This is a genomic window from Plantactinospora sp. CA-290183, from assembly GCF_050936375.1.
GTDB lineage: Bacteria > Actinomycetota > Actinomycetes > Mycobacteriales > Micromonosporaceae > Plantactinospora.
The window spans coordinates 102,307-128,070 of the sequence record NZ_JBNJMX010000002.1 but is presented as its reverse complement, the minus strand read 5'-3'; the positions used below and the strand labels follow the sequence as shown (position 1 = coordinate 128,070).

22 protein-coding genes and 1 pseudogene are annotated in these 25,764 nt (G+C 72.6%); 15 read left to right on the top strand and 8 right to left on the bottom strand.

Features of this window, described 5'->3' with window-relative positions; genetic code table 11:
* Both ACQEUR_RS05410 and ACQEUR_RS05405 read right to left on the bottom strand, forming a co-directional pair.
* On the bottom strand, positions 1 to 1,215 hold the full coding sequence (locus ACQEUR_RS05410) for an acyl-CoA dehydrogenase family protein (RefSeq protein WP_433026274.1): 1,215 nt from the start codon (positions 1,213 to 1,215) through the stop codon (positions 1 to 3).
* Between the two features lie 5 nt (positions 1,216 to 1,220).
* Positions 1,221 to 1,673, bottom strand: a complete 453-nt coding sequence (locus ACQEUR_RS05405) for an SCP2 sterol-binding domain-containing protein (protein ID WP_433026271.1) — start codon at positions 1,671 to 1,673, stop codon at positions 1,221 to 1,223.
* 74 nt (positions 1,674 to 1,747) lie between these two features.
* On the opposite strand from ACQEUR_RS05405, the gene ACQEUR_RS05400 reads away from it, so the two are divergent.
* Complete coding sequence (locus tag ACQEUR_RS05400; RefSeq protein WP_433026268.1) at positions 1,748 to 2,392, top strand: TetR/AcrR family transcriptional regulator; 645 nt, start codon at positions 1,748 to 1,750, stop codon at positions 2,390 to 2,392.
* A gap of 64 nt (positions 2,393 to 2,456) precedes the next feature.
* On the opposite strand, the gene ACQEUR_RS05395 is transcribed toward ACQEUR_RS05400, so the two are convergent.
* The 3 genes from ACQEUR_RS05395 to ACQEUR_RS05385 form a co-directional block, all read right to left on the bottom strand.
* A complete protein-coding gene (locus tag ACQEUR_RS05395) occupies positions 2,457 to 3,434 on the bottom strand; it encodes a pectate lyase family protein (protein WP_433026265.1) in 978 nt (325 codons plus the stop codon).
* A gap of 279 nt (positions 3,435 to 3,713) precedes the next feature.
* On the bottom strand, positions 3,714 to 4,565 hold the full coding sequence (locus tag ACQEUR_RS05390; protein ID WP_433026262.1) for a MaoC/PaaZ C-terminal domain-containing protein: 852 nt from the start codon (positions 4,563 to 4,565) through the stop codon (positions 3,714 to 3,716).
* Positions 4,565 to 5,920: a 3-oxoacyl-ACP reductase gene (locus ACQEUR_RS05385; RefSeq protein ID WP_433026259.1), complete on the bottom strand. Its 1,356-nt coding sequence runs from the start codon at positions 5,918 to 5,920 to the stop codon at positions 4,565 to 4,567. Before ACQEUR_RS05385 ends, ACQEUR_RS05390 begins: the two co-directional genes overlap by 1 nt.
* Before the next feature lie 56 nt (positions 5,921 to 5,976).
* On the opposite strand from ACQEUR_RS05385, the gene ACQEUR_RS05380 reads away from it, so the two are divergent.
* From ACQEUR_RS05380 to purB, 5 genes are all read left to right on the top strand, one after another.
* Positions 5,977 to 7,269 carry an acetyl-CoA C-acetyltransferase gene (locus ACQEUR_RS05380; RefSeq protein ID WP_433026256.1) on the top strand — a complete coding sequence of 431 codons (1,293 nt, stop codon included), beginning with the start codon at positions 5,977 to 5,979 and terminating at the stop codon, positions 7,267 to 7,269.
* Between the two features lie 250 nt (positions 7,270 to 7,519).
* Positions 7,520 to 8,329, top strand: coding sequence for a winged helix-turn-helix domain-containing protein (locus ACQEUR_RS05375; RefSeq protein ID WP_433026253.1), 810 nt, complete (start codon positions 7,520 to 7,522; stop codon positions 8,327 to 8,329).
* Entirely contained in the window at positions 8,326 to 8,904 is a 579-nt protein-coding gene (locus tag ACQEUR_RS05370; RefSeq protein WP_433026250.1) for a hypothetical protein, read from the top strand. The genes ACQEUR_RS05375 and ACQEUR_RS05370 overlap by 4 nt, the downstream gene beginning before the upstream one ends.
* A gap of 97 nt (positions 8,905 to 9,001) precedes the next feature.
* Positions 9,002 to 10,726: a sugar ABC transporter permease gene (locus ACQEUR_RS05365; protein WP_433026247.1), complete on the top strand. Its 1,725-nt coding sequence runs from the start codon at positions 9,002 to 9,004 to the stop codon at positions 10,724 to 10,726.
* Positions 10,727 to 10,785: 59 nt separating this feature from the next.
* Positions 10,786 to 12,210: an adenylosuccinate lyase gene (purB, locus tag ACQEUR_RS05360; protein ID WP_433026244.1), complete on the top strand. Its 1,425-nt coding sequence runs from the start codon at positions 10,786 to 10,788 to the stop codon at positions 12,208 to 12,210.
* A gap of 16 nt (positions 12,211 to 12,226) precedes the next feature.
* Here the strand turns inward: purB and ACQEUR_RS05355 are convergent, their stop codons facing one another.
* Positions 12,227 to 12,688: a YbjQ family protein gene (locus ACQEUR_RS05355; protein WP_433026241.1), complete on the bottom strand. Its 462-nt coding sequence runs from the start codon at positions 12,686 to 12,688 to the stop codon at positions 12,227 to 12,229.
* A gap of 228 nt (positions 12,689 to 12,916) precedes the next feature.
* Complete coding sequence (locus tag ACQEUR_RS05350) at positions 12,917 to 13,597, bottom strand: S1 family peptidase (RefSeq protein WP_433026238.1); 681 nt, start codon at positions 13,595 to 13,597, stop codon at positions 12,917 to 12,919.
* Positions 13,598 to 13,952: 355 nt separating this feature from the next.
* Between ACQEUR_RS05350 and purS the strand changes: the two genes are divergently transcribed.
* The 4 genes and pseudogenes from purS to ACQEUR_RS05330 all read left to right on the top strand — a co-directional run bounded on the left by purS (position 13,953) and on the right by ACQEUR_RS05330 (position 18,608).
* On the top strand, positions 13,953 to 14,207 hold the full coding sequence (gene purS / locus ACQEUR_RS05345; RefSeq protein WP_433026231.1) for a phosphoribosylformylglycinamidine synthase subunit PurS: 255 nt from the start codon (positions 13,953 to 13,955) through the stop codon (positions 14,205 to 14,207).
* Entirely contained in the window at positions 14,204 to 14,887 is a 684-nt protein-coding gene (gene purQ, locus ACQEUR_RS05340) for a phosphoribosylformylglycinamidine synthase subunit PurQ (RefSeq protein WP_433026228.1), read from the top strand. Before purS ends, purQ begins: the two co-directional genes overlap by 4 nt.
* Positions 14,884 to 17,499: pseudogene (gene purL / locus ACQEUR_RS05335) on the top strand (phosphoribosylformylglycinamidine synthase subunit PurL); the annotation flags it as partial. The gene purQ and the pseudogene purL, both read left to right, overlap by 4 nt.
* A gap of 308 nt (positions 17,500 to 17,807) precedes the next feature.
* Positions 17,808 to 18,608, top strand: a complete 801-nt coding sequence (locus ACQEUR_RS05330) for a 2-phosphosulfolactate phosphatase (protein WP_433026225.1) — start codon at positions 17,808 to 17,810, stop codon at positions 18,606 to 18,608.
* A gap of 85 nt (positions 18,609 to 18,693) precedes the next feature.
* Here the strand turns inward: ACQEUR_RS05330 and ACQEUR_RS05325 are convergent, their stop codons facing one another.
* Positions 18,694 to 20,715, bottom strand: a complete 2,022-nt coding sequence (locus tag ACQEUR_RS05325; protein ID WP_433026222.1) for a carboxypeptidase regulatory-like domain-containing protein — start codon at positions 20,713 to 20,715, stop codon at positions 18,694 to 18,696.
* Between the two features lie 130 nt (positions 20,716 to 20,845).
* Here ACQEUR_RS05325 and ACQEUR_RS05320 point away from each other — a divergent pair, with 130 nt between their 5' ends.
* The 5 genes from ACQEUR_RS05320 (at position 20,846) to amcA (ending at position 25,681) form a co-directional block, all read left to right on the top strand.
* A complete protein-coding gene (locus ACQEUR_RS05320) occupies positions 20,846 to 21,205 on the top strand; it encodes a sterol carrier family protein (protein WP_433026219.1) in 360 nt (119 codons plus the stop codon).
* A 144-nt stretch (positions 21,206 to 21,349) separates the two neighbouring features.
* On the top strand, positions 21,350 to 22,924 hold the full coding sequence (purF, locus tag ACQEUR_RS05315) for an amidophosphoribosyltransferase (RefSeq protein WP_433026216.1): 1,575 nt from the start codon (positions 21,350 to 21,352) through the stop codon (positions 22,922 to 22,924).
* Positions 22,925 to 23,064: 140 nt separating this feature from the next.
* Positions 23,065 to 24,210 (top strand): phosphoribosylformylglycinamidine cyclo-ligase, encoded by a 1,146-nt coding sequence (gene purM, locus ACQEUR_RS05310; RefSeq protein ID WP_433026213.1) that lies wholly within the window; start codon positions 23,065 to 23,067, stop codon positions 24,208 to 24,210.
* Positions 24,211 to 24,369: 159 nt separating this feature from the next.
* Positions 24,370 to 25,473, top strand: coding sequence for a cyclophane-forming radical SAM peptide maturase AmcB (amcB, locus tag ACQEUR_RS05305; protein WP_433027700.1), 1,104 nt, complete (start codon positions 24,370 to 24,372; stop codon positions 25,471 to 25,473).
* Positions 25,442 to 25,681: a multiple cyclophane-containing RiPP AmcA gene (amcA, locus tag ACQEUR_RS05300; RefSeq protein WP_433026210.1), complete on the top strand. Its 240-nt coding sequence runs from the start codon at positions 25,442 to 25,444 to the stop codon at positions 25,679 to 25,681. Before amcB ends, amcA begins: the two co-directional genes overlap by 32 nt.
* The last annotated feature ends 83 nt before the right edge of the window (positions 25,682 to 25,764 follow it).

The following is a 25,764-nucleotide window of genomic DNA, read 5'->3' as shown; positions in this document are numbered from 1 at the left end:
TCAGCGGATCTGCCGGCCGGAGATCGCCCGCGAGATGACCAGACGCTGGATCTCGGAGGTCCCCTCGAAGATGGTGTAGATCTTGGCGTCCCGGTACCAGCGCTCCACCGGGTGCTCGCGCAGGTAACCGGCGCCGCCGAGGATCTGCACCGCCTTCTCGGTCACCGCCACCGCCACCTCGCCGGCCTTGAGCTTGGACATCGATCCCTCTCCGGCCGAGAACGGGCGGTTGTTGCGGCCCATCCAGGCGGCCCGCCAGACCAGCAGCCGGGCGGCGTCGATCTCCGTCCGCATGTCCGCGAGGGCGAACGCGATCGCCTGGTTCTCGATGATCGGACGGCCGAACTGGACCCGCTCCTGGGCGTACGCCAGGGCGTACTCGTACGCGGCCCGGGCGACGCCGAGCGCCTGCGCGCCGACCGTCGGACGGGACAGTTCGAACGTACGCATCGCCGCCTGGCTGTTGCCCCGCTGGCCGGAGCGGGCCCGGTCCAGCCGGGCGAGCAGCGCGTCGCGCTCACCGAGGAGGCAGCGGCCCGGCACCCGTACGTCGTCGAGGAAGACGTCGGCGGTGTGCGAGGCACGCAGCCCCAGCTTCTTGAGCTTTTTCGTGGCGGTCAGCCCGGGGGTGCCGGGCGGCACCACGAACGCGGCCTGCCCGCGCGAGCCGAGCGAGGGGTCCACCGAGGCGGTCACCACGTGCACGGCGGCGATCCCGCCGTTGGTCGCGTACGCCTTCTGCCCGCTGAGCACCCACTCGTCGGCCGCCTCGTCGTAGCTGGCCCGGGTGCGCATCGCCGCGACGTCGGAGCCGGCCTCCGGCTCGGTGGTGCAGAACGCGGCCACGGCCGGGGCGTCGACGCTGCCGTAGCACTGCGGTACCCACTCGACGAGCTGTTCCGGGGTGCCGGCGCCGTAGATCGCGGCGACCGCCAGCGTGGTGCCGAAGATGCTCAGGCCGATCCCGGCGTCGCCCCAGAAGAGTTCCTCGCTGATGATCGGCAGCGAGAGCCCGGTCGGGTCGGCCCAGCAGTTGGCGAGGAACTCGAAGCCGTACAGGCCGATCTTCGCCGCCTCCTGGATCACCGGCCAGGGGGTCTCCTCGCGGGCGTCCCACCCGGCGGCGGCCGGGCGTACGACCTCGGCGGCAAAGCCGTGCACCCAGTCGCGCAGGTCCCGCTGCTCCTCGTTGAGGTCGAGGGAGAACTCGGGCACGTCGCTCAGGCCTTGGGGATGTCGAACAGGTTGGCGATGTTGGCCGCCAGCCCCAGGTCGCCCTTTGCCTTCAGCTTGCCGGTCATGAACATCATCACCGGGTTGGCGCCACCGGAAACGATCTTCAGGAACTCGACCGGGCCCATGGTGAGGGCGAGCTTCGGCTCGTGGGAGGGGGTCTCCGAGACCTGGCAGGTCCCGTCGGAGATGACGATCTCGTAGGTGTCGGAGGCACCGTCCGGCCCACCGGTGATGGTCCAGTGGATGACCGCGTTGGTCGAGCCGGCCCGGTCGGCCCGGAACAGGGCCGGCATCCGGGAGAACACCGCGTCGAGCACGGTGCCGCGCAACTCGCCCCGCATCACCTCGGCGAGCTTGTCGTCCGGGGTGGACTTGACGAGCTTCGCGAACTGCTCGGGCTCGACCGATGCGAAGTGCGCCGGATCGAAGTCAGCCATGGAGTTAGACCTTCCGGAACTGGATATCGGTTACCGATGCGTAACCTTACGCACGAGTAGGTAGGCTCGCAAGAGTGCCGACCACGCCCACCTTCCGGCGGCTGCCCCGGGCCGTACGCGAGCAGCAGATGCTGGACGCGGCGGTCAAGGTGTTCTCCCGGCGCGGCTTCCATGCGGCGAGCATGGACGAGATCGCCGACCAGGCCGGGATCTCGAAACCCATGGTGTACGCGTACCTGGGTTCCAAGGAGGAGCTTTTCACAGCTTGCCTGCATCGCGAGGGCACCCGGCTGATGGAGGCGATCGTCGGCGCGGTCGTCCCGGAGTTGCCGTTCGAGCAGCGGTTGTGGCTCGGCCTGCGGGCGTTTTTCCGGTTCGTCGGGGCACACCGGGACGGCTGGGCCGTGCTCTACCGCCAGGCCCGGGGGGAGCGGCCGTTCGCGGCCGAGTTGGCGGCGATGCGGAGCCGGATCATCGAGGTGGTCGCCGGGATGCTCGACCGGGGCCTGGCCGCCGAGGGCCGCGAGGTCCGCGCGGCGGAGCTGGAGGTGATGGCGTACGCCCTCATCGGCGCGGCGGAGTCGCTGGCCGACTGGCTGGCCGACCACCCGGACGACGACCCGGACGCGATGGCGAGCCGGATGATGAACCTCGGCTGGACCGGTGCCGGCGGCCTGTTGGCCGGCCACGTCTGGCGACCGCCGGACGTGCGGAGCTGAGGTGTTAGGAAGGGCCCCCGCCTATACAGAAAACGATAGGCGGGGGCCCTTCCTTACCGCTGGGTTAGATGCGGCCGGTGCCGGCGCCGCCGGTGACGATGGACTTCACGTCGGCGGCCGGGTCCAGGCTGTAGCCGTACGGGATGCTGGCCACGCTGCCACCGGTCTCCCCGGTACCCGAGTTGACGAAGTGGTTGTTGCGGGCGACCAGGCTGCCGTTGGGCGAGTCGCCCTCACCGAGGTGGTACGGGTCGTCGGTGTCCTCGAAGTAGTTCCCCTCGACCAGGACGCCCGCGTCGCAGGTGGAGGCCACGCCGTAGCCACCGACGCTCCGGTAGAAGTTGTTGTAGACGTGCACCGGGTTGCCGAACCGGACCCGGGGGTGCCGCTGGTTGGAGCCGTCGAACCAGTTGTGGTGGTACGACACCCGCAGCCTGCCGCGGTCCTCGCTGGCGTTGTCGTCGGAGTGGCCGAGCAGGAACGACTTGTCGTGGCCGAAGACCCGGTTCCAGGAGACGGTCACGTAGTCCGAGCTGCGCTTGATGTCGACCGCGCCGTCGGAACCGTCGGTGAAGCTGTTGTGGTCGATCCAGACCCGGGTCGAGTACTGCACGTTGATCGCGTCGTCGTTCCAGCCCCGGAAGTTGATGTTCCGGATGATGACGTTGCTGACGCTGGCGACGTTGAGCCCGCCGCCGGTGATGGTCGCGCCGCTGCCCACGCCGATGATGGTCTTGTCGGCGGCGACCTTCTGCATGCCGCTGATCGAGATGGTGCCGGAGAACCGGATCACCCGGGCGCCGCTGGCCTGCATGTTGCTGATCAGTCCGGCGGAGTCGGTGACGGTCACCGGGGAGGCGCTGCCGCCACCCGTGGTGCCGCCGCCCTGGGTGGCCCAGCCCTCCAGGTTGAACGAGGCGGCCGAGGCGGCCGGCATGCCGGCCAGCGACGTGGCCGCCAGTACGGCGGCGGTGGCCGCGGCGAGGAGCGGGGCCCGGGTGAGCCGCCGGACCCGTGTCGTGGTGGTTTCTCTGCTGGTCACGAAAACCTCCGAGCGGGGAGTGTGTCCACCCCGGCAACCGGTTCGCGGGTGGGACGCGGACGCCGCCAGCGGTGGGTGGACGCCGCGGCCGGGTTGTCCGGCCGTGGCGGGGACGGGGCAGGAAAGCGCTTTCCGGCCAAGCCGAAGACTATCGATGCGTTTCGACGCTGTCAACGACAAACTTCGATATCTCCCGACCCGATGACGCCGCCCGGGGTTGTCACGAGAAGCCCGGCCCGTCCCGGCGGGCCGGACTTCCCGCGATCATGAAACCCCAGGTCAGCTGAGTTCGGCGGCCAGGTGCGGGCGGCCGGTCCTCGCGTCGGACAGGGCGAAGGTCCAGGCCGGGGTCGCGCTGAACGCCACGGTGCTCGGCAACGGCAGCGGCAGCTTGAACGCGACGTCCACCGTGTAGGCGTCCGGCAGCCGCCCCGCCAGCGCGGCCAGGCAGCGGGCCTTGCTCCACATGCCGTGCGCGATCGGCCGGGGAAAGCCGAGCAGCCGGGCGCCGAGCCGGGAGGTGTGGATCGGATTGCGGTCGCCGGAGACCCGGGCGTAGTCCGTACCGACCCGGGGCTCGACCCGCCACAGCGCGGAGGGGGCCGGCGGCGCGGGCCGGTCACCCGGGTCGCGCCGCCCGCCGCCCGGGCCGCCGCGCTCCCGCCGCAGGTACGTCGAGACGCCGCGCCAGACCACGTCCCCGCCGACCGAGGCGGTGCAGACCACGTCGAGTTGCCGGCCCCGCTCGTGCGGCCGCAGGTCGGCGGCGCGTACCGAGAAGTCGAGCGGCTCGTCGGCGTGCAGCGGGCGGTGCACGGTGATCCGGTTGGCCGCGTGCACCAGCCCGGCCAGCGGAAACGGGAACTCCGGCGCGGTCATCAGCCGCAGCGCCAGCGGAAAGGCGAGCACGTGCGGATAGGTCGCCGGCAGCGCGTCGGAGATGCGGAACCCGCAGACCCGGTCGTACGCGATCAGGTGCTCGCGGTCGACGGTGACCCCGCGGACCACCAGCTCGACGTCGGGCAGCCGATCGGAACGGCGGGCCGGCCCGAGCCCCGGGGCGAGCCCGATCGCCGCCCGGCGGTAGAGCGGTCCGGTCGCCGGCAGCCCCGGCAGTACCACCTCGGTCATCACGCCCCCAGCAGGCTCTGCCCGCAGACCCGTACCACGTTGCCGGTGATCCCGGCGGAGGCCGGCGAGGCGAACCAGGCGATCGTCTCCGCCACGTCGACCGGCAGGCCGCCCTGGGCCATGCTGTTCATCCGGCGGCCCGCCTCGCGCAGCATCACCGGCATCCGGGCGGTCATCCGGGTTTCGATGAAGCCCGGGGCGACCGCGTTGACCGTGATCTCCCGGGCGGCGAGCACCGGCGCCGTCGACTGGACCAGCCCGATCACCCCGGCCTTCGAGGTGGCGTAGTTGGTCTGTCCCCGGTTGCCGGCGATGCCGGCGATCGAGGAGACGCCGACCAGTCGGCCGCCGCGCGGGATCAGGTCGCGATCCAGGAGTACGTCGTTGATCCGCTCCTGGCTGGAGAGGTTGACCTCCAGTACGGCGTCCCACCAGTCCGGGCTCATCCGGCCCAGCGTCCGGTCCCGGGTGATGCCGGCGTTGTGCACCACCACGTCCACCCGGCCGTACCGGTCGGCGAGATGGGCGGCGAGCCGGTCGGGGGCGTCCGGCGCGGTCAGGTCGAGTTGCAGCGCGGTGCCGCCGACGGCGTTGGCCACCGAGGCGAGCGCGTCCCCGGCGGCCGGTACGTCCAGCGCCACCACCTGGGCGCCGTCCCGGGCCAGCACCTCGGCGATTGTCGCTCCGATCCCGCGCGCCGCCCCGGTCACCAGCGCGACCCGGTCGGTCAGCGGTCGGGACCAGTCGACCTCCGGGGGCTCGGCCGGGCTGATCCGGACGACCTGCCCGGAGACGTACGCCGAACGGCCGGAGAGCAGGAAGCGCAGGGTCGACTCGATGGCCCGCTCGGCGCCCGGCGCCACGTAGACGAGCTGGGCGGTGCTGCCCCGGCCGAACTCCTTGCCGATGCTGCGGGTCAGCCCCTCCAGGGCGCGCTGGGCGGTGGCCTCCCGGGGGCTTCCACACGCCTCGGGCGGGGTGCCGAGCACGATGACCCGGCCGGCGGGCTGGAGCGAGCGGGCCAGCGGGTGGAAGAACGCGAAGAGGGTGCGCAGCCCGGTCGAGTCGGTGATCCCGGAGGCGTCGAAGACGAGCGCGCCGTACGGCCCGGGTCGGCCGTCCTCGGCCGGCGGTGCCTCCGTGGAGGTGGCGACCTCGACGCCGGCCGCGCCGAGGAGCTTGCCGACCGGTTCGACCAGCCGGCCGCCGGGCGCGCCGTCCAGCCGTACCGGGGCGGTGACCAGCGGGTCGCCGGGCCGGTAGCGGCGCAGCCGGGGCGGGTCGGGCAGGCCGAGACGCCTGACCAGCGCCCGGCCGGGTCCGGTGTGGGCGAAGCTCGCGTACCTGTCACTCATGGGCGTAGCCTACTCACCAGTAAGGTCCTGGCAACCCGCGTTCTGGAGGAGAAGCCGTGGAAGCCGTACGTCGTGTCGCGGTCATCGGAGGCAACCGGATCCCGTTCGCCCGCTCCAACGGCCGGTACGCGCACGCGTCGAACCAGGACATGCTGACCGCCGCCCTGGACGGGCTGGTGGCGCGCTTCGGGCTGGCCGGCCAGCGGGTCGGCGAGGTCGTCGCCGGGGCGGTGCTGAAGCACTCCCGGGACTTCAACCTGACCCGCGAGGTGGTGCTCGGCTCCCGACTCGACCCGCGCACCCCGGCGTACGACATCCAGCAGGCCTGCGGCACCGGCCTGGAGGCCACGATCCTGGTCGCCAACAAGATCGCCCTCGGGCAGATCGAGGTGGGCATCGCCGGCGGCGTCGACACCACCTCGGACGCCCCGCTCGCGGTCAACGAGGAGCTGCGGCGCACCCTCCTGGAGATCAACGCCGCCCGGTCGGTCGGTGCCCGGCTGCGCGCGGCCGCCCGGCTGCGCCCGACCCAGCCGTTCCGCCCGGAGATCCCGCGCAACGCCGAACCGCGTACCGGGCTGTCGATGGGCGAGCACGCCGCGATCACCGCCCGGCGCTGGAACATCGACCGGCAGGCCCAGGACGAGCTGGCGGTACGGTCGCACCAGCGGCTCGCCGCCGCGTACGAGCGCGGGTTCTTCGACGACCTCGTCACGCCGTACCTGGGACTGACCCGGGATGCGAACCTGCGCCCGGACACCAGCGTGGAGAAGCTCGGCAGGCTCAAGCCGGTCTTCGGCACCCGGGGGGCGGATGCCGACCGGGCGAGCATGACCGCCGGCAACTCCTCCCCGCTGACCGACGGCGCCTCGACCGTGCTGCTCGCCTCGCAGGAGTGGGCCGAGGCGCACAACCTGCCGGTGCTCGCCTGGTTCGGCGCGTCGCAGACCGGTGCCGTGGACTTCGTGCACGGCGACGAGGGGCTGCTGATGGCCCCCGCGTACGCCGTACCCCGGCTGCTCGCCCGGACCGGCCTGTCCCTGGCCGACTTCGACTACTACGAGATCCACGAGGCGTTCGCCTCGCAGGTGCTGGCCACCCTGGCCGCCTGGGAGTCGCCGGAGTTCTGCAAGGAGAGACTGGGCCTGGACGCGCCGCTCGGCTCGATCGACCCGGCGAAGCTGAACGTCAACGGCTCCTCGCTGGCCGCCGGACACCCGTTCGCCGCGACCGGCGGCCGGATCGTGGCCACGCTGGCCAAGCTGCTCAGCGCCACGCCATCCGGACGCGGGCTGATCTCGATCTGCGCGGCCGGCGGCCAGGGCGTGGTGGCGATTCTGGAACGCTGAGCTGCCCGGTGCCCGGTGCCCGGTGCCGGGTGCCGGGTGCCGGTGCGGCCGGCGTGAGGTGTGCGGACGCGGCCTGTAGAGCTGCCCCGTCTGTGCGCCCGCCGGGGCTTGCCGGTTCCGGCGCACGCCACCCGAAGGTCCGGACACCCCCCTCGGACGGCTGCCCCGTTCGTAGGGGCAGGTCTACAGGCAACGCGCAGGGTGTTGGCCCCCGGAGTACGGAAGCGCGACCGGGTCTACACCCCCCAACATGTCTTGGGGGGTTGATGGCGAACCGGATCGGAAACCAGAGCCCGAGCGGGACTCGACCACCCGGCTGCGGGCGCTGGCGCACCCCGTACGGCTGCGGATCCTCTCGCTGCTCACCGCGGCGGCGCTGACGGCGGCCGAGGTCGCCCGGGAGCTGGCGCTGACCCACGCCAACGCCAGCTACCGCGCTCGCCTTCTCCCGGGTACGGGTGCCGCCCGTCACCGACCGCACGACGGCCCGGTCCCACCCGTTCCGGGAGCTGCGGGAGGGCTGGACGGAGTTCGTATCCCGCTCCTGGGTCGGGGCGGTGGTGCTCGGCTTCCTGCTGATCAACTTCGCCTACGTGGGTGCGGTCAACGTGCTCGGGCCGGCCGTCGCGGACCAGACGATCGGCCGCCGGGCGTGGGGCCTGGTGCTCGCCGCCCAGACCGCCGGGATGGTGCTCGGCGCGCTGGTGGAAACCTCGATGCAGCGGCACATTCCCGCCGACCGGCTCGCCCGGGTCTACTCGTACGACGCCCTCGGCTCGTTCCTGGCGATCCCGTTGGGCCAGCTGGCGATCGGGCCGGTGGTGTTGGCCATCGGCGGCCGACCCCGGCGTACGGCGACTCGAGTCCGGGACGCCGCCCTCTGGCGAGCACCCGGTCCCGACCGTACCGGCGGGTGCCGTGCTGCCGGACGCCGTCGGCGCGGCGCCGGTGCCGGATCCTGCGACACCGTCCAGATAGGACCGAAGCGGATTCGCACCGGGCGTGGATGGGTATCTCCGCGCATGCCATGGGCATCAAGGGCTGGAGGTGGCCATCGTGACGGGGGCGTTGGACGACGGCGAGCGGACGATGCTGCGGGACCGGGCGCGGCAGCGCCTGACGAGACGGATGTGGCTGTCCGCCATCGTCGTCTCGGTCGCGGTGGCTGTGCCGGTCATTCTCGGTGGTCTGTTAGTGGGCTCGGAGGTGTCGACCGGGAGCTGGGTCCTGATCGGTGGCGGTGCGGGGCTGCTGATCGCGGGCCTGCTGGTCCTGGCCTGGCAGTTCGGGCGGCGGCGTATCGACCCGCCACTGGTAGAGGGGAGCGACCCGGCCACCCGCCGGGCGGTGCGTCGGGCGCTCCGGGACGGGCACACCGACGATCCTCGCGTCGACGAGCTGGCCCACGATCTCATCGCCCGCAACCTGCCGGCGGGCTGGGTGCCGCTGTTCTGCGCCGGGCTGGCCGTGCTGTCACTGATGATGCTGCTGCTCGGCGATCGGGACCCCGGCGACATCGCCCGTACGGTGGTGACGGTGCCGCTCGCCGGCATCGCCGGCTACCAGTCCTGGCGACAGCGTCGGCGGATGCAGGACTACCGGGGACTCTCCGGCGGCGGCCGGCCGACGGGGTGACGCGGAGCGCCGAGGTCTTCCGAAATGGTGAGTTCACCGTGTGGTTGATCGGCCGGAGTATCGTGCGCGATCAACAGCGGTGACGGAGGTCCAGGCAATGAGCTATCCGGTAGAGCGGCCGGCCGCCGTTCCCTCCGCACCGCCGCCGGACGGCACGCAATACCGGCCCCAGCCGTCGGGCGGTCCGAGCTCGTCGGGCCGCCGCCTGCTCGGGCTCGTGCTGCTGCTGCCGGCGCTGCTCGCACTGACCTGGTCGTACGTCCTGCCGACACTCTCCACAGTGCTCACCAGCCTCCAGCGGACCGATCCGCTGGGACGCAACGCTGCGGAACCGGTCGGCGGGGAGAACTACCGGCAGGTCTTCACGGACGGCCTCGCCGGACAGGTCGGCTTCGCGCTGCTGCTCGCCCTGCTGCCGCTCGCGCTCGCGCTGCTGGTCGCCCCGGCACTCGCGTTGCTCGCCGACCGGGCGGGCCGGGTGGCCCGACTGGTCACCCGCGGCGTGCTCGCCCTGCCGGTCGCCGGGTACGCCCCCGTCGCGCTGCTGCTCGGCTGGCGGGAGTACCGGCTGGACCCGGCCGGACTGGCCGAGGACCCGCGTGCGGCGCTGCTCGGGGTGGTCGCGGCGACGTCCTTCGGGCTGGTCGTCGCGGTGGCGACGACCGCCTACCTGAGCGCGCTGCGACGCCGGACGCCCGGCCTGAGCCCGGGACCGGCCCTGCTGACCGTCGCCGGGTTCCTCGGCCTGGGCGTCCTCGCGATGGCGATACAGGTGCACACCGCCCCGGCGCTGCTCACCCTGGGCGGCCCGGAGGGTACGACGACAACCCCGCTGCTGCACCTGTCGCAGAGCGGCTTCGTACGGATGCAGTTCGGCGCGGCCGCCGCCGTCGGCACGCTGTTGCTGGTGCTGCTCGGTGTGCTCGGGCTCGGCGCGCTCGGCCTGCTGCTGGCGACCCGAGCCCGGATCGAGTTCGACGGCTGGGGGGAGCGGCCGGCGGCGCCGGCCCCGACTTCCGCCGCGGGGGCCGGCCCGGGGCGACGGGGGTTCCTGGCCGCCGTCGGGTTGACGCTGCTGGTCTTCCTCGGCCTCTACCTCTGGGCGTCGGCGCCCTGGCTGCGCGACGCCGCGCCCGGTGCGGAGCTACCCGGTGATCTCAGCACGGGGCGGGTGCTCGTCAACACCTGGCTGCCGCCGCTGCTGCCCGCGCTGGTTTCGGTCGGCCTGGCCGCGCTCGCCGGCTTCGGCATCGGCGCGCTCCGCCCGTTGGGCCGGTGGAGCGAACTGCTTCTGCTGCCGTTCGCCCCGTGGCTCTTCGTCGGTTTCGGTCCGCTCGTCGTCGCCCATTTCGAACGCACCCGGGAGCTGGACCAGCTCGACTCGTTCCTGGGCCTGACCCCGCCGAGCTGGCTCTGCGTACCCGCGCTCTTCGCCCTCACCCTGCTCTTCCGGGGCCAGCACGGCAGGTGGCAGCCCGGCGATGGGCTGGGGCGTACCCTCGTGCTGCCCGCCCTCCCGATGCTGGCCCTGGCGGTCCTGCTGACCTGGCTGGTCAACGCGCAGCAGTCGCTCTGGTCCTTCGCCGTGGCGACGGACCTCCAGACGATGCCGGCACCGCTGCTCGCCCAGGCCATGGCGAGCCAGGGGCCCGGTCTGCCGGACGGCCTGCTCGGTCTGGTCCTTCCCCTGGCCCTCGTCCTGCTGCTGGTGGTGGCCTTCGCGGCGCTCCAGGTCGGCTACCTGGACCGGCTCGCCATCCGGGTCGGCCGGACGGCTGCGGGCGGGGAGGCGAATTCCTCCCCACCAGCCGTGGCGGGCTGAGGGGTGCGGCCCTCCAGGCCGGTGGCCGTCGCCGCGCCGGGATGGTCGAGAATGGCGAGGTGACGAGCATCCCCAACGTCCTCGCCAACCGGTACGCCTCGACCGAGCTGGCCACGCTCTGGTCCCCGGAGGAGAAGATCCGGATGGAACGGCGGCTCTGGCTCGCCGTACTCCGGGCCCAGCGCGACCTCGGCGTGCCGGTGCCGGACGGCGTGGTCGAGGCGTACGAGCGGGTGCTGGACCAGGTCGACCTGGCCTCGATCGCGGCCCGGGAGCGGGTGACCCGGCACGACGTCAAGGCGCGGATCGAGGAGTTCAGCGCGCTGGCCGGGCACGAGCACGTGCACAAGGGGATGACCTCGCGGGATCTCACCGAGAACGTCGAGCAGCTCCAGGTGCGCGCCTCGCTGGAGCTGGTCCGGGACCGGGTCGTCGCCACGCTGGCCCGGCTGGCCCGGCTCGCCGTCGAGCACTCCGACCTGGTGATGACCGGCCGCTCGCACAACGTCGCCGCCCAGGCCACCACGCTCGGCAAGCGGTTCGGCACGGCGGCCGAGGAACTGCTGATCGCGTACGACCGGCTGACCGACCTGCTCGACCGCTATCCGCTGCGCGGCATCAAGGGGCCGGTCGGCACCGCCGCCGACCAGCTCGACCTGCTCGACGGTGACGCCGAGCGGCTGGCCGAGCTGGAGCGCCGGGTCGCCGGGCACCTCGGCTTCCGGCGGGTGCTGGCCAGCGTCGGCCAGGTCTACCCGCGTTCACTGGACTTCGACGTCCTCTCCGCGCTGGCCCAGGTCGCCGCCGCGCCGAGCAGCCTGGCCACCACGATCCGGCTGATGGTCGGCCAGGAGCTGGCCACCGAGGGCTTCCGCCCCGGCCAGGTCGGGTCCAGCGCGATGCCGCACAAGATGAACACCCGCTCCAGCGAACGGGTGAACGGCTTCGCCGTGATCATCCGGGGCTATCTCTCCATGGTCGGCGAGCTGGCCGGCGACCAGTGGAACGAGGGCGACGTCTCCTGCTCGGTGGTGCGCCGGGTGGCGCTGCCGGACGCCTTCTTCGCTGCCGACGGGCTGTTCCAGACGTTCCTCACCGTGCTGGACGAGTTCGGGGCGTACCCGGCGGTGATCGCCCGTGAGCTGGACCGGTACCTCCCCTTCCTGGCCACCACCCGGCTGCTGGTGGCCGCGGTGCGCCGCGGGGTCGGCCGGGAGACCGCGCACGAGGTGATCAAGGAACACGCGGTGGCCGTGGCGCTGGCCATGCGGGAGAAGGGCGCGGCCGGGAACGACCTGTTCGACCGGCTCGCCGCGGACGGCCGGCTGGGCCTGGGCCGGGCCGAGATCGACGAACTCGTCGCGGACCGGGCCGCCTTCACCGGGGCGGCGTCCGCCCAGGTCCGGGCCGTCGCCGACCGGGTCGCCGCGGTGGTCGCGGCCCACCCCGAAGCCGCCGCGTACGTCCCCGCGCCGATCCTGTGACCGGTCCCGCCTCCCGCTAGTTGTCCCGTGGGGTGGGGGTGGTGGCGGCGCTGCCCAGGTCCGGCCCGCTGGGCGACTCCGCGATCGCGCCGGAGTCGCGCGGTTCGGCCAAGTGGGCGGTTTCGGCGGCCACCTTCGGCCGGTCGGTGGGTGCGTGCTCCGGTGGTTGCCGGACCGCCACCACCGCCGTGCCGTACGCGCAGAGTTCCATCCACATCTCGCCGACCTCGCGATGGTCGAAGCGCATCCCGATGACGGCGTTGGCGCCGAGCCGGCGGGCTTCCTCACCCAGTTTGGCGACCGCGTCGGTACGCCAACGGGTGAGGTTCTCGGGGGCCTTGGGGTCGTACGCCCCACCGCGCAGGGCCTTCACGCCCTCGCGGTACGGGTTACGGGTTCGGGCCTGGGATGACACGACTTCGCCGAGCACTGCGCGGATCTCGTACCCCGGAAGGTGATCCGTCGTCACGACCAGCACACGATTGATGCTGGCAGAGACGACGCCCACCCTTTGTGAGGTCTGTTCACATCACCGCATGCTGCGAAAGGGCCCGGCCGGCGCACTCGTACCCGCGGCGGCGCAGTCGCCGGGAAAGGGTCACGATCGTCGGGGCAGGGCGCACGCCCGGCAGAGTGCCGGAAACAGGGGCGGCGCGGACGCCCCGACCAGCCGGAACGTCCGCGCCGTACCCCTGAGGAGGGGGTCTTAGACTCCGGCCACCGAGCTGATCCAGGACCGGTGGTAGGCGACGCTGCCGTAGTTCTGGATGTTCCGGCCGTCGGCGGTGGAGGCGACGCCCACCTGGGCACCGTTGTAGAACTGCGGGCCACCGGAGTCGCCCCGCCAGGCGTTGCCGTTGATCCGGGTGCTCCGGATCGCCCTACCGCCGTACGCGTCGGTGACGTTGGTGCTGGTCACCTGCACGTTGGCGGTCTTGAGCTGGGTCGACGCCGAGCAGCCGCTGTAGCAGGTCATGCCCCACCCGTAGATCGAGTTGGTGGAGCCGACCGGCGGGTAGCTGCCGGACAGGGTGACGTAGGAGGTGTTGATCGAGGTGGACAGGTAGAGCAGCGCCAGGTCGTTCCGGCTGGAGGTGGACGAGACGTTGCTGGTGACGCCGCCCGAGGACCGGTTGACGCTGCCGACCCGCACCGACATCGTGCCGTTGACACAGTGCTGGGCGGTGAGCACCCAGCGTGGCGCGATGATGGTGCCGGAGCAGGTGAACGAGCCGTTGCTGAACACGGCCGCGGCCCAGGGGGCCGACGAGACGGTGCCGCCGCCGATGATGAACGGAGTCACCGTGTTGGCGGAGGCCGCCGAGGGTGCGACGAGCGCCCCGACGACGGTTGTGGCGAGCATCGCCAGAGTGAGGCGAATGCGCATGGAAGGCTCCTTCCGGGGGGTTTACCCGGGTTCTCCGGGTCGGTGAGCCGCCGTAGACGGAGTGATGTCCGCCATACGGATCTGGACAGTAGAACGTTCGGCGTCGATCACCGGACGTTTGACGCCACACGCTAGGGCGTCCGCCAGCCATCCACAAGAGTGAACTTCTCGCCCGGTTTCGGCTGTCTCCGGTGGATTGTCGGCTCCGTTCCCGCCCCGTACCGCCCCGGCGCCGGCCGCACGCTCGGGCACCCGGTCCGGCCCGTGCGTCAATCGCCTGGTCTGCCGGGTAGGCTGGCTCCGCTCGCCCCATCGTGGGCCGGCACCCAACTGCGTACACAGTCAGGAGTGCCCAGTGCCTCGCGTCGTCGTCGACGTCATGCTCAAGCCGGAGATTCTCGATCCTCAGGGCCAGGCCGTCGCGAATGCGCTGCCGAGGCTCGGAGTCACGGATGTGTCCTCCGTGCGCATCGGCCGCCGGATCGAGATCGAGTTCTCCGGACCGGCGGACCTGGACCGGGCTCGGGAGATCGCCGACAAGTTGCTGGCCAACCCCGTGATCGAGGACTACTCGATCCGGCTGGCGGAGACAACGGAGAGCCACCCATGACCGCTCGGATCGGTGTGGTGACCTTCCCCGGCTCGCTGGACGACCGGGACGCGGCACGGGCGGTACGGCTGGCCGGCGCCGAGGCGGTGGCGCTCTGGCACGACGACGCGGACCTGCACGGCGTCGACGCCGTGGTCCTGCCCGGCGGCTTCTCCTACGGCGACTACCTGCGCTGCGGCGCCATCGCCCGGTTCGCCCCGGTGATGGAGACGATCGTGGCCGGCGCCCGCGACGGCCTGCCGGTGCTCGGCATCTGCAACGGCTTCCAGATCCTCTGCGAGGCGCACCTGCTGCCCGGCGCGCTGACCCGCAACCGGCACCTGCACTTCCGCAACCGGGACCAGTGGCTGCGGGTGGAGTCGGCCGGCACCGCCTGGACCAACGCCTTCCAGCCCGGGCAGGAGGTGCTGATCCCGGTGAAGAACGGCGAGGGCTGCTACGTCGCCGACGAGCGCACCCTCGACGAGCTGGAGGCGACCGGTCGGGTCGTGGCCCGCTACCTGCACGGCAACCCGAACGGGTCGCAGCGGGAGATCGCGGCGATCACCAACGAGGCCGGCAACGTGCTCGGCATCATGCCGCACCCGGAGCACGCCGTGGACGCGCTGACCGGTCCGTCCCTGGACGGGCTCGGCTTCTTCACGTCGATCCTCAAGCACTTCGCGGGAGCCCCGGCATGATCGAACGGAGTGAGCGGCTCGGCCAGCCCGAGCCCGGCCTCACCGACCCCGCACCGGTGGCCGACCCGGCCCCCCCGGTGCAGTCCGCGGTGGCCCCGGCCCAGACGGCCGGGCCGAGCCACGCGGCGCCCGAGTTCCCCCTCAACGGCTACTCCCAGGGCCCGGACACCGTCGAGGCGGCGGCGGCCACCCCCGGCGACCTCCAGCCGTACGCCGAGCTGGGCCTGCGCGACGACGAGTACGACCGGATCCGGCACATCCTCGGCCGGCGCCCCACCCAGGCCGAGCTGGCGATGTACTCGATCATGTGGAGTGAGCACTGCTCCTACAAGTCGAGCAAGGTCCACCTGCGGCAGTTCAGCGAGAAGGCCCCGCCGAGCGACCGGATGCTCGCCGGCATCGGCGAGAACGCCGGCGTGATCCAGATCTCCGACGAACTCGCGGTGACCTTCAAGGTCGAGTCGCACAACCACCCGAGCTTCGTCGAGCCGCACCAGGGCGCGGCGACCGGCGTCGGCGGGATCGTCCGGGACATCCTGGCGATGGGCGCCCGCCCGGTCGCCGTGATGGACCCGCTGCGGTTCGGCGCCGCCGACCACCCCGACACCGCCCGGGTGCTGCCCGGCGTGGTCGGCGGGATCGGCCACTACGGCAACTGCCTGGGCCTGCCCAACATCGGCGGAGAAATCGTCTTCGACCCCTGCTACCAGGGCAACCCGCTGGTCAACGCGCTCTGCCTCGGCGTACTCCCGGTGAACCGGCTGCAGAACAAGGCCGCCGCCGGGCCGGGCAACATCGTCGTCCTGCTGGGCGCCAAGACCGGCCGGGACGGCATCGGCGGGGTCTCCGTGCTCGCCAGCGCCACCTTCGACGACGGCAGCGAACAACGCCGCCCGTCGGTACAGGTCGGCGACCCGTTCATGGAGAAGCTGCTGATCGAGGCGTGCCTGGAGCTGTACGACGCCCAGCTCGTCGTCGGCATCCAGGACCTCGGCGGCGCGGGTCTGACCTGCGCGCTGACCGAAACCGCCGCCGCGGCCGGCACCGGCATGCGGGTCTGGCTGGAGCGGGTGCCGCTGCGCGAGGCCTCCATGCAGCCGCACGAGATCCTGGCCAGCGAGTCGCAGGAGCGGATGCTGCTGATCGTCGCCCCGGAGAAGCTCGACGCGGTGCTGGGCATCGCCGAGAAGTGGGGCATCCCGGCCAGCGCGATCGGTGAGGTCACCGGCGCTGAGGCCGGCGCGGAGCCGGGGCGGCTGCTGGTCACCTGGCAGGGCCACCGGGTGGTCGACGTACCGCCGGGGTCGCTGGTCGACGACGGCCCGGTCTATGCCCGGCCGATGCGGGAGCCGGCCGACCTGATCCTGCTCCAGGCGGACCGGGCCGAGACGCTGCCCCGGCCGGCGACGCCGGAGGCGCTGCGCGAGACCGTGCTGCGGATGGCGGCCTCGCCCAACCTCTGCGACAAGAGCTGGGTCACCGAGCAGTACGACCGTTACGTGCTCGGCAACACCGTGCTCGCCCAGCCCGAGGACGCCGGTGTGATCCGGATCGACGAGTCCACCGGGCTCGGCGTGGCGATCTCGGTGGACGGCAACGGCCGCTACACCCGGCTCGACCCGTACCAGGGGGCGAAGCTCGCCCTCGCCGAGGCGTACCGGAACGTGGCGGTGACCGGCGCCAAGCCGGTGGCGGTCACCGACTGCCTCAACTTCGGCTCGCCGGAGGACCCGGGCGTGATGTGGCAGTTCGCCGAGGCCGTACGCGGGCTCGCCGACGGCTGCGCCGAGCTGGGCATTCCGGTGACCGGCGGCAACGTCAGCTTCTACAACCAGACGGGCGCGGCGGCCATCCATCCGACCCCGGTCGTCGGGGTGCTCGGGGTGCTCGACGACGTCGCCCAGCGGGTGCCGATGGGCTTCGCCCGCACCACGGGCGCCGACCACGATCTGATCTTCCTGCTCGGGGAGACCCGCCTGGAACTCTCCGGCTCCGAGTGGGCCTGGGTGGCACACGAGCACCTCGGCGGCATGCCGCCGAAGGTCGACCTGGCGGCCGAACGCGACCTGGCCGGGTTGATCGCCGAGGCGGCCCGGGTGGGGCACCTGCGGTCGGCGCACGACCTCTCCGACGGCGGTCTGGCCCAGGCGCTGGTGGAGGCGACCCTGCGCCACGGCGTCGGTGCGCGGATCGCGCTGCCCGAGGGCTTCGCCGCCGGCTCGATGCCGTTCGTCTACCTGTTCAGCGAGTCGGCGGGCCGGGCCATGGTCGCCGTGCCCCGGGGACACGAGAAGGCGTTCACGGGCCTCTGCGTCGAGCGTGGCGTGCCGTGGACCCTGATCGGCGTCACCGACTCGGCCGGCGGTGAGCTGGAGGTGAGCGGGCAGTTCACGCTCGGCCTGGACGAGCTGCGGACGGCCTTCACGTCGACGCTGCCGATGCTCTTCGACAACCTCGCCGAACCGACCGACGCCGTGGCCGGCCCCGCCCCGGTGGTGGCGGTCCCGGCCGCCGAGGTCCCGGGTGCGCACGTCCCGGCCGCGGCGGTGCCGGATGCGGGGGTTCCGGCCGCTGACGTTCCGGCGCCGGCCGAGGTTCCGGCGGCGCCGGTTGCCGAGGCTGCGGCCGCGCCGGTCCCGGCCGCCGAGGTCCCGGCGGTGGACCCGCCGGTCACCGGCACGACCGCGATCCCGGAGCCCGTCGGGGACGGGACGACCGCGGTGGACGGCCCGGCCGATCCCGGTACGGCCGCCGAGGCGCCGACCACCGGCCCGGCGGCGCCGACCACCGGCCCGGCGGCGCCGACCACCGGCCCGGCGGCGCCGACCACGGCGGCGGGCGACACGGCGGCGCCGGACACGGCGGCGGACGGGACGGCGGCGCCGGACACGGCGGCGGGAAGTCCCGGCACCGGACAGGCATGACCGGCACCGGCCCGGTCCCCATCCCGACACACGTCGAGCCCGGGGCCGGGTCGGTCCACGCCCAGCCGGGCAGCGGCGCGCGGTTCGACTGGGGACTGGCCGGTGCGGCCGAGCTGGGCCGGGTCTGCGCGGTACTCGTCGTCGTCGACGTACTCTCCTTCACCACCTCCGTCGACGTGGCCGTGGGCCGGGGCATGCGGGTCCACCCGTTCCCGTGGGGCGCCCAGGCGGCCGAGTACGCGAGCCGGGTCGGTGCGGTGGCCGCGGTCGGCCGGCGGGCGGTCACCGCCGAACATCCCTGGTCGCTCTCCCCGGCGGCGCTGCGCTCCGCCCCCGTCGTACCGGAGCTGGTGCTCCCGTCGCCGAACGGCTCGGCCATCTGCGCGGCGGCCAGCGCCACCGGACTGCCGGTGGTCGCCGGCTGTCTGCGGAACGCCGCAGCCGTCGGACGCTGGCTCACCGCTGCCGGGTACGGGTCGGTGGACGCCCCGATCGGGGTGATCGCCGCCGGGGAACGCTGGCCGGACGGCAGCCTCCGGCCGGGCCTGGAGGACCAGCTCGGGGCCGCCGCCGTGCTGGACGCGCTCGCCACGGTCCCGGGCGGGTTGTCCGTGGAGGCCGCGGTGGCGCTGGCGGCCCTCGCCGGCGTACGGGACGTCCCCGCCGCCGTCCGGGGCAGCGTCTCCGGCCGGGAGCTGGCCGTACGGGGCTTCGCCGCCGACGTCGAGGTGGCGGTGCAGGTCGGGGCGTCCCCGGTGGTGCCCGTGCTCCGTAACGGGGTCTTCTCGCCGGGCTGACCCGGTCTCGGAGCGACAGACAGCGGGGCCGGCTCGCGTACGCGAGCCGGCCCCGTCGTTCGTTCCGGGCGGAACCCTTACGGGCTCAGTCGTCCAGCCAGTCCAGCGACCGGCGCTCGGAGCGGCTGGTCGGGGCCGCGCCCGAGCGGCTGTGCCCGCCGCCGGCCTGGCCCTGGTCGTAGTAGCCGCCCTGCTGCTGCGCGTCGTAGCCCCGGTCGTCGTAGCCCTCGGCGCGCTGGTCGTCCTGCTCGTAGCCGCCCTGGGCCGCCTCGTAGCCGCGCCGCTGCTCGTAGCCGCCGCCGGCGCTCGGCTGGTCGTAGCCGCCGCCGGTGGCGGGCTGGTCGTAGCCCTGCTCGCCACCGTAGCCCTGCTGGCCGTAGCCGCCGTGCGCACCGTAGCCGTCGTCCGCGGCGGCACCGTATGCGTCGGCGTTCGGGTCGTAGCCGGCGCCGGCGCTCGGGCCCTCGTAGCCACGGCCACCGGCGTACCCGGCGTCGTAGCCGTTCTCCTGGCCGTACTGCTGGTCCTGGTCGTAGCCGCCGTGCTCCGCCCCGGCCGCGGGCTGGTACGTGCCCGAGTCGTACGGGTCGGCGGCGGGGCCGTAGTCGTCGTCCTGGCCGGTGTAACGCCCGGTCGGCTCGTCGTAGTGGTCGCCGTAGCCGGCCGCACCGTTGTGGTAGGCGGGACCGGAGACCGGGGCACCGTAACCGGCGCCCGAGGCCGGGGCGGCGCCGTAGACACCGGCACCGGAGCCGGGCGCTGCGCCGTAGCCGGCCGCACCGGAGGCGGGGGCGTTTCCGTAGCCGGCACCGGAGGCGGGGGCGTTGCCGTACCCGTCGGCACCGGGGGCGTCGCCGTAGCCGTCGCCGGCCCAACCCTGCTGCGGGACGCCGCCGTAGCCCTGCGCGGGCAGCGGTGCACCGTACGGGTCGGGGAACTCGTCGACCAGCGGGGCGTTGTGCATCATCGTCGGGGCGTCCGCGAGCGACGACCGGGAGACCATGGTCGGGTCCGCGCCGGACAGGGCCGGGTTGGCGATCCGGGTCGCGTCGTCGCCGCCCCGGTAGCCGTCGCCGACCGGGGCCATCGGGGCGCCGCGCGGGCCGTCCCCGTCGACGTCCTCGTCGTTCTCCTTGCGCCGCATGACCAGCAGCACGATGGCGCCGACGCCGAGCGCGACCAGCAGGCCACCGGCGAGGATCAGCAGCCAGTTGCCCATCCCGCCCTCGTCCGCGGCCTCGTCGGTCGCGGCGCCGGGGGCCGCCTCGTCGGTGGCCCCGGGCTCCACCGACTCCTCACCGGGCAGGGCGTCCTCGGACGCCTCCGCGCTCGGCTCGGCCGACGGTGTCGCGTTGGCGGCGGCGATGGTCAGCTTGATCGTCTGGTTGGCGACCCGCTGCCCGGCCGCGCCGTTGACGGTGACGCTGTCGTTCACGCCGCCCTTGCTGGCGCGGATCTCGAGCGGTCCGGGGGTGATCCGATTGCTCTCCGAGCCGCTGAACCTGAAGCTGCCGCTGCTGGTCGTGACCAGGCTGTACGTGTGGTTGTCCCGGTCGCTGAGCCGCACCGTGGCGCCGGGCACCGGATCGCCGGTGGTCTCGTCGGTGACCCGACCCGACACCTCGGCGACGGTCTCCACCTCCGGCGGTTCGGCTCCACGCACGGTGATGTTCCGCTCGGCGGTGTCGCTGTCGTTGCCGACCTGGGCGCTGACCCGGACCACGCCGGACTTGTTCTGCCCGGCGGCGACGTTTCCGGCCTTGAGCGTGGCGCTGAACGACCCCGTCTCGCCGGTGCCGATCTCCGCGGAGAAGTTGCACCGGCCCTGGCACTGCAGCTCGCCGAAGTTGCTGGCGACGTTGATCGTGAAGGACGTTCCGCCGCCGAGCAGGCCGTTGTTGTTCTTGACGGAGAAGCGGAGCGTCGTGCTCTGCCCGGGGGAGAGAGTCGTGGTGACGCTGGTGATCGAGACGTCCGGCTCGTCGGCCAGTGCTGGTGTGGCGGGAAGAGCAAATAGAGCGCTGGTCGCCAGCGCTGCTACCACACCGGCCCGTGGGATCCAGGCTCGTCGGTGTGTCGTCACGTCCACCGCCTTCCGGTCCGCCACCGCCGGTAAGATCGGCGGTCGAGGATCAACCCATACGAGTACACCGTCGGCAACTATGCCTTGTCTGACCGGATGAGCGCGACCCAGGGCCGACGGGAAATGCCGCGAAGCCGGGTCGTATCGTCCCGACGTGTCCTCTCCGCACAGTAAGTCCTCGGTCGTCGCGGCGCTGCTCACGGAGCTTGACGCCGGTCGTACACCGGATCGTGACACTCTCCGTGACGCGGTCCGGGCCCTGCTGACCGAGTTGGCGAGGCGCGCACCCGGTCGGTCCGTGGAGGTACGGGTGCCACCATACGGCGCGATCCAGTGCTGTGCCGGGCCACGACACACCAGGGGCACCCCGCCGAACGTGGTGGAGACCGATCCGCTCACCTGGGTCCGACTCGCCACCGGCGGGCTCTCCTGGGACGAGGCGGTCGAGCAGGGTCGGATGCGTACCAGCGGGATTCGTGCTGATATCTCCCCTTTCCTCCCTGTTTACCCGTGATCTCCGCCTACCCAGGGTCACCTGTCGGAGCGATATCGTGGCTCTCTGTGCCATATCCGGGTCGCGTACACTCTGAGGCGACGGAACTTCCGCATTCAGCCGGGCGACATGCGAGTCCGCGCAGAGCAGCAGAGGGAGCGGCAGGTGCCCCGAGGCGACGGCCGGTTGAGCCATGACCTCGACCCCCAACGACCCGGCCCCCAGGACGCGTGCGGCGTGTTCGGCGTCTGGGCGCCGGGCGAAGAGGTGGCGAAGCTCACGTACTTCGGTCTCTACGCACTTCAGCATCGCGGCCAGGAGGCCGCCGGGATAGCCGTCAGCGACGGGTCCGGCGTGGTCGTCTACAAGGATCTCGGGCTGGTCGCCCAGGTCTTCGACGAGCCGACGCTGGCGAGCCTGCGCGGGCACCTGGCGATCGGCCACGCCCGCTACTCGACCACCGGGGGCTCGACCTGGGAAAACGCCCAGCCGACGATCCGGGCCAACACCGCCGGCACGACGATCGCGCTGGCGCACAACGGCAACCTGGTCAACACCGCGGAGCTCGCCCGGCACGTCGTCGAGCGCGGCATGGACTCCGACGGGTCGACCTCCGACACCGCCCTGGTGACCACCCTGCTGGCCAGCCGCCCCGATCTCTCGGTCGAGGCGGCCGCGCTGGAGGTGCTGCCCACGCTGCGGGGCGCGTTCAGCTTCGTCTTCATGGACGAGACCACCCTCTACGCCGCCCGCGACCCGCACGGCGTACGTCCGCTGGTGCTGGGCCGGCTGGAGCGCGGCTGGGTGGTGGCCAGCGAGACGTCCGCGCTGGACATCGTCGGCGCCAGCGTCGTCCGCGAGGTCGAGCCGGGCGAGCTGATCGCCATCGACGAGCACGGCCTGCGCTCGGCCCGGTTCGCCGCGCCGGAGCCGAAGGGCTGCCTCTTCGAGTACGTCTACATCGCCCGGCCGGACACCACCATCGCCGGCCGCAACGTCTACGCCGCCCGGGTCGGCATCGGCCGGCAGCTCGCCCGGGAACACCCGGTCGAGGCCGACCTGGTGATCCCGGTACCCGAATCCGGCACCCCCGCCGCCATCGGCTACGCGGAGCAGTCCGGAATCACCTACGGCGCCGGCCTGATGAAGAACCCGTACGTCGGGCGCACCTTCATCCAGCCGTCGCAGACGCTCCGCCAGCTCGGCATCCGGCTGAAGCTCAACCCGCTCCGGGAGAACGTCCGGGGCAAGCGGGTGGTCGTCGTGGACGACTCCATCGTGCGCGGCAACACCCAGCGGGCGATCGTCCGGATGCTGCGCGAGGCCGGCGCGCTGGAGGTGCACGTGCGCATCTCCTCGCCGCCGGTCAACTGGCCGTGCTTCTACGGCATCGACTTCGCCACCCGCGCGGAACTGCTGGCCAACGGGCTGGACAACGAGGGCATCCGGCGCTCGATCGGCGCCGACTCCCTCGGGTACGTCTCCCTCGCCGGCCTCATCGCGGCGACCGAGCAGCCCAAGACCCGGTTGTGCCGGGCCTGCTTCGACGGCGAATACCCGATCGAGTTGCCCGCCGGGAACCTGATCGGCAAGCACGTACTCGAAGGAGTTGACCGTCGGGTGGCGGCCGGTACCGGCGAGGAGGCGGAGCGCGACCGCGCGCCGGGGACCGCCTCCCGTGCTCCGGGCGGCCAGCCGCTGGTCGGCAGCCCGAGCGGCGGGGAACCGTCGCTCTCGTAGCACCACGCCGGGCGCGGCTCAGGAGTGCGGCCGGCGACAGGACCGGTCCGGCCGAGATCATCCGGCCGGCCAGCACGAAGTCGAGCGATCCTCGACCGCGACCGACGCGGCCCGCCGCGAGAACCACTAAGGGGAGAACCGTGACGCACGTGACCGAGCGCAGTGGTGCAGGAGGCGGGCCGGCTGGCACCCATCAGCCCTGGACCGCCGGGGTGGGTCGGGCCGGCCGCAAACGCACCACGTCGTACGCGGACGCCGGAGTCTCCATCCACGCGGGCGAGCGTGCGGTCGAGTTGCTCCGGCCGAAGGTGCAGGGCACGCGGCGTCCCGAGGTGATGGGCGACATCGGCGGGTTCGCCGGGCTGTTCCGGCTCGACGTGCAGAAGTACCGCAACCCGATCCTGGCCTCCTCCACCGACGGTGTGGGCACCAAGCTGGTCATCGCGCAGCAGATGGACATCCACGACACCGTCGGCATCGACCTGGTCGCGATGGTCGTCGACGATCTGGTGGCGTGCGGCGCGGAGCCGCTGTTCCTGCTGGACTACATCGCCTGCGGCGAGGTCGTCCCGGACAAGGTGGCCGAGATCGGCGCCGGCATCGCCGACGGCTGCCGGTACGCCGGCTGCGCGCTGCTCGGCGGCGAGACGGCCGAGCACCCGGGCGTGCTGCGCCCCGACGAGTACGACGTATCGGCGACCGGCGTCGGGGTGGTGGAGGAGAGCGAGATCCTCCGTCCGGAGCGGGTCGAGATCGGCGACGTGGTCATCGCCATGGGCTCGTCCGGGCTGCACTCCAACGGCTACTCCCTGGTCCGGCACGTGCTGCTCGGTGCCGGCCGGATGCGGCTGGACACCGTGATCGACGACCTGGGCCGGCAGCGCACGCTGGGCGAGGAGCTGCTGACCCCGACGAAGATCTACGCGCAGGACTGCCTGAAGCTGATCGCCGAGGCCGAGGTGCGGGCGCTGGCGCACGTGACCGGCGGCGGCATCCCCGGCAACCTGGTGCGGGTGCTGCCCGAGAACGTCGACGCGGTGGTCAACCGGGCGACCTGGAAGCCGCAGCCCGTCTTCGACCTGGTGCAGTCCAAGGGGCGCATCGAGGACCACGAGATGGAGGCCACGTTCAACATGGGCGTGGGGATGTTCGCCATCGTCTCCGCCGAGGACGCCGACCGCGCGCTCGCGACGCTGGCCGGGCGCGGCGTCGACGCCTGGCAGGCCGGCGAGATCATCGAGGGCACGGGCGAGGTGCACATGATCGGCCAGCACACCCGGGGCTGAGGTCGAAACGCCAAAACCCGCATACGCGGTTGTTTCGCGTGATCCTCGGCATACCAGGTCAGGCCTTCTCCGAGTGGCCACCGGCACCTAGCCTGAGGGGCACCTCAGACGCCGGGGGAGGAGGGGCCGATGGCTGCCCTGCGGCAGGAACGTTCGGGGATGCGGGGGATCGGCGCGGTTCCCGGCTACGTGGTGATGCAGCCGACGACCCTGTGCAACCTCGACTGCGCCTACTGCTACCTGCCGATGCGCTCGGCGGACCGGCGGATGCCGGTCCCGGTGGCGGCGGCCGTGGCCGGTCCGGTGAACCAGTGGGCCGCCGGGGGGCGCTTCTCGGTGGTGTGGCACGGCGGTGAGCCGCTGGCCGCCGGCCGGGAACACCTGGGCGCGTTGTTGGCGCCGTTCGACGCCGCCGTCGAGCACCACGTGCAGACCAACGCGACCTTGATCGACAATGCCTGGTGTGAGTTCTTCGCCGTGCACGGGATCCGGGTCAGCGTCAGCGTCGACGGTCCCCGGGAACGCAACGGTGAGCGGGTGACCCGGGGCGGACGTCCCTCGTACGACCGGATCATGGCCGGGGTGGCGGCGCTGCGCCGCAACGACATCCCGTTCTCGGCGCTCTGCGTGGTGAGCGAGCCCACCCCGGGGCTCGCCACCGAACTCTACGAATACTTCCTCGACCTCGGCTGCGACGTCCTGGGCATCAATATCGAGGAGATGGAGGGGGTCAACACCCGCCTCAACGAGCATCCCGCCGGGGCGGTCCGCGGCTTCTGGGCCGAGCTGGTCGCTGCCTGGCGGCGGGACCCCCGCATCCACCTGCGGGAGATCGAGTGGTCCCTGCGGTACGCCTCCGCCGTGCTCGACGGTGCCGAGGACGATCTGCTGCCGCGCCAGCTCGACCCCATCCCGACCGTCGGGTACGACGGTTCGGTGGTCCTGCTCTCGCCGGAGCTCGCCGGCTTCTCCGATCCGGGCTATGGGGACTTCACCAGTGGAAACGTGCTGGAGACGCCGCTACCGGACATCCTGCGGGCCGCCGCGCGTACGCCCTGGGTGGCCGAGTTCCTGGCGGGCGTCGAGTCCTGCCGCGCGCGCTGCCCGTACTTCGGGTTCTGCGGTGGCGGGCACGCCGCCAACCGCTACTTCGAGCACGGACGGTTCGACGGCACGGAAACCAACCACTGCCGTAACAGCAAGATCCGGCTACTAGAGGGAGTGTTGGACCATGCCCGAGACCAGGCGCCGTCCCCAGCCTGAGAGCGTCGGAGAGGATTCGCGTGACCCGGTGGCCGCGCGGGTCCGTGGTGCCCGGGCCGGCCTGGCCCCGCTGCTCCAGGAGGCGGCGGAGGCGCGCCTGCGCCGGGCCGAGGTGCCCGGTGCGGGTGACGGTGCGTCCGCCGTCTGCGCCTGGAACCACTTCGAGAACATCCCGACCTTCTACAACTGGAACAATCGTCCCCGATGAGGGTTGGCGGGTAGCTCCGATCGCTCGCCGTACGGACCTGCCGGCGATCGGAGACTGGTTCGACCGCAGCAGGTCCTTACACC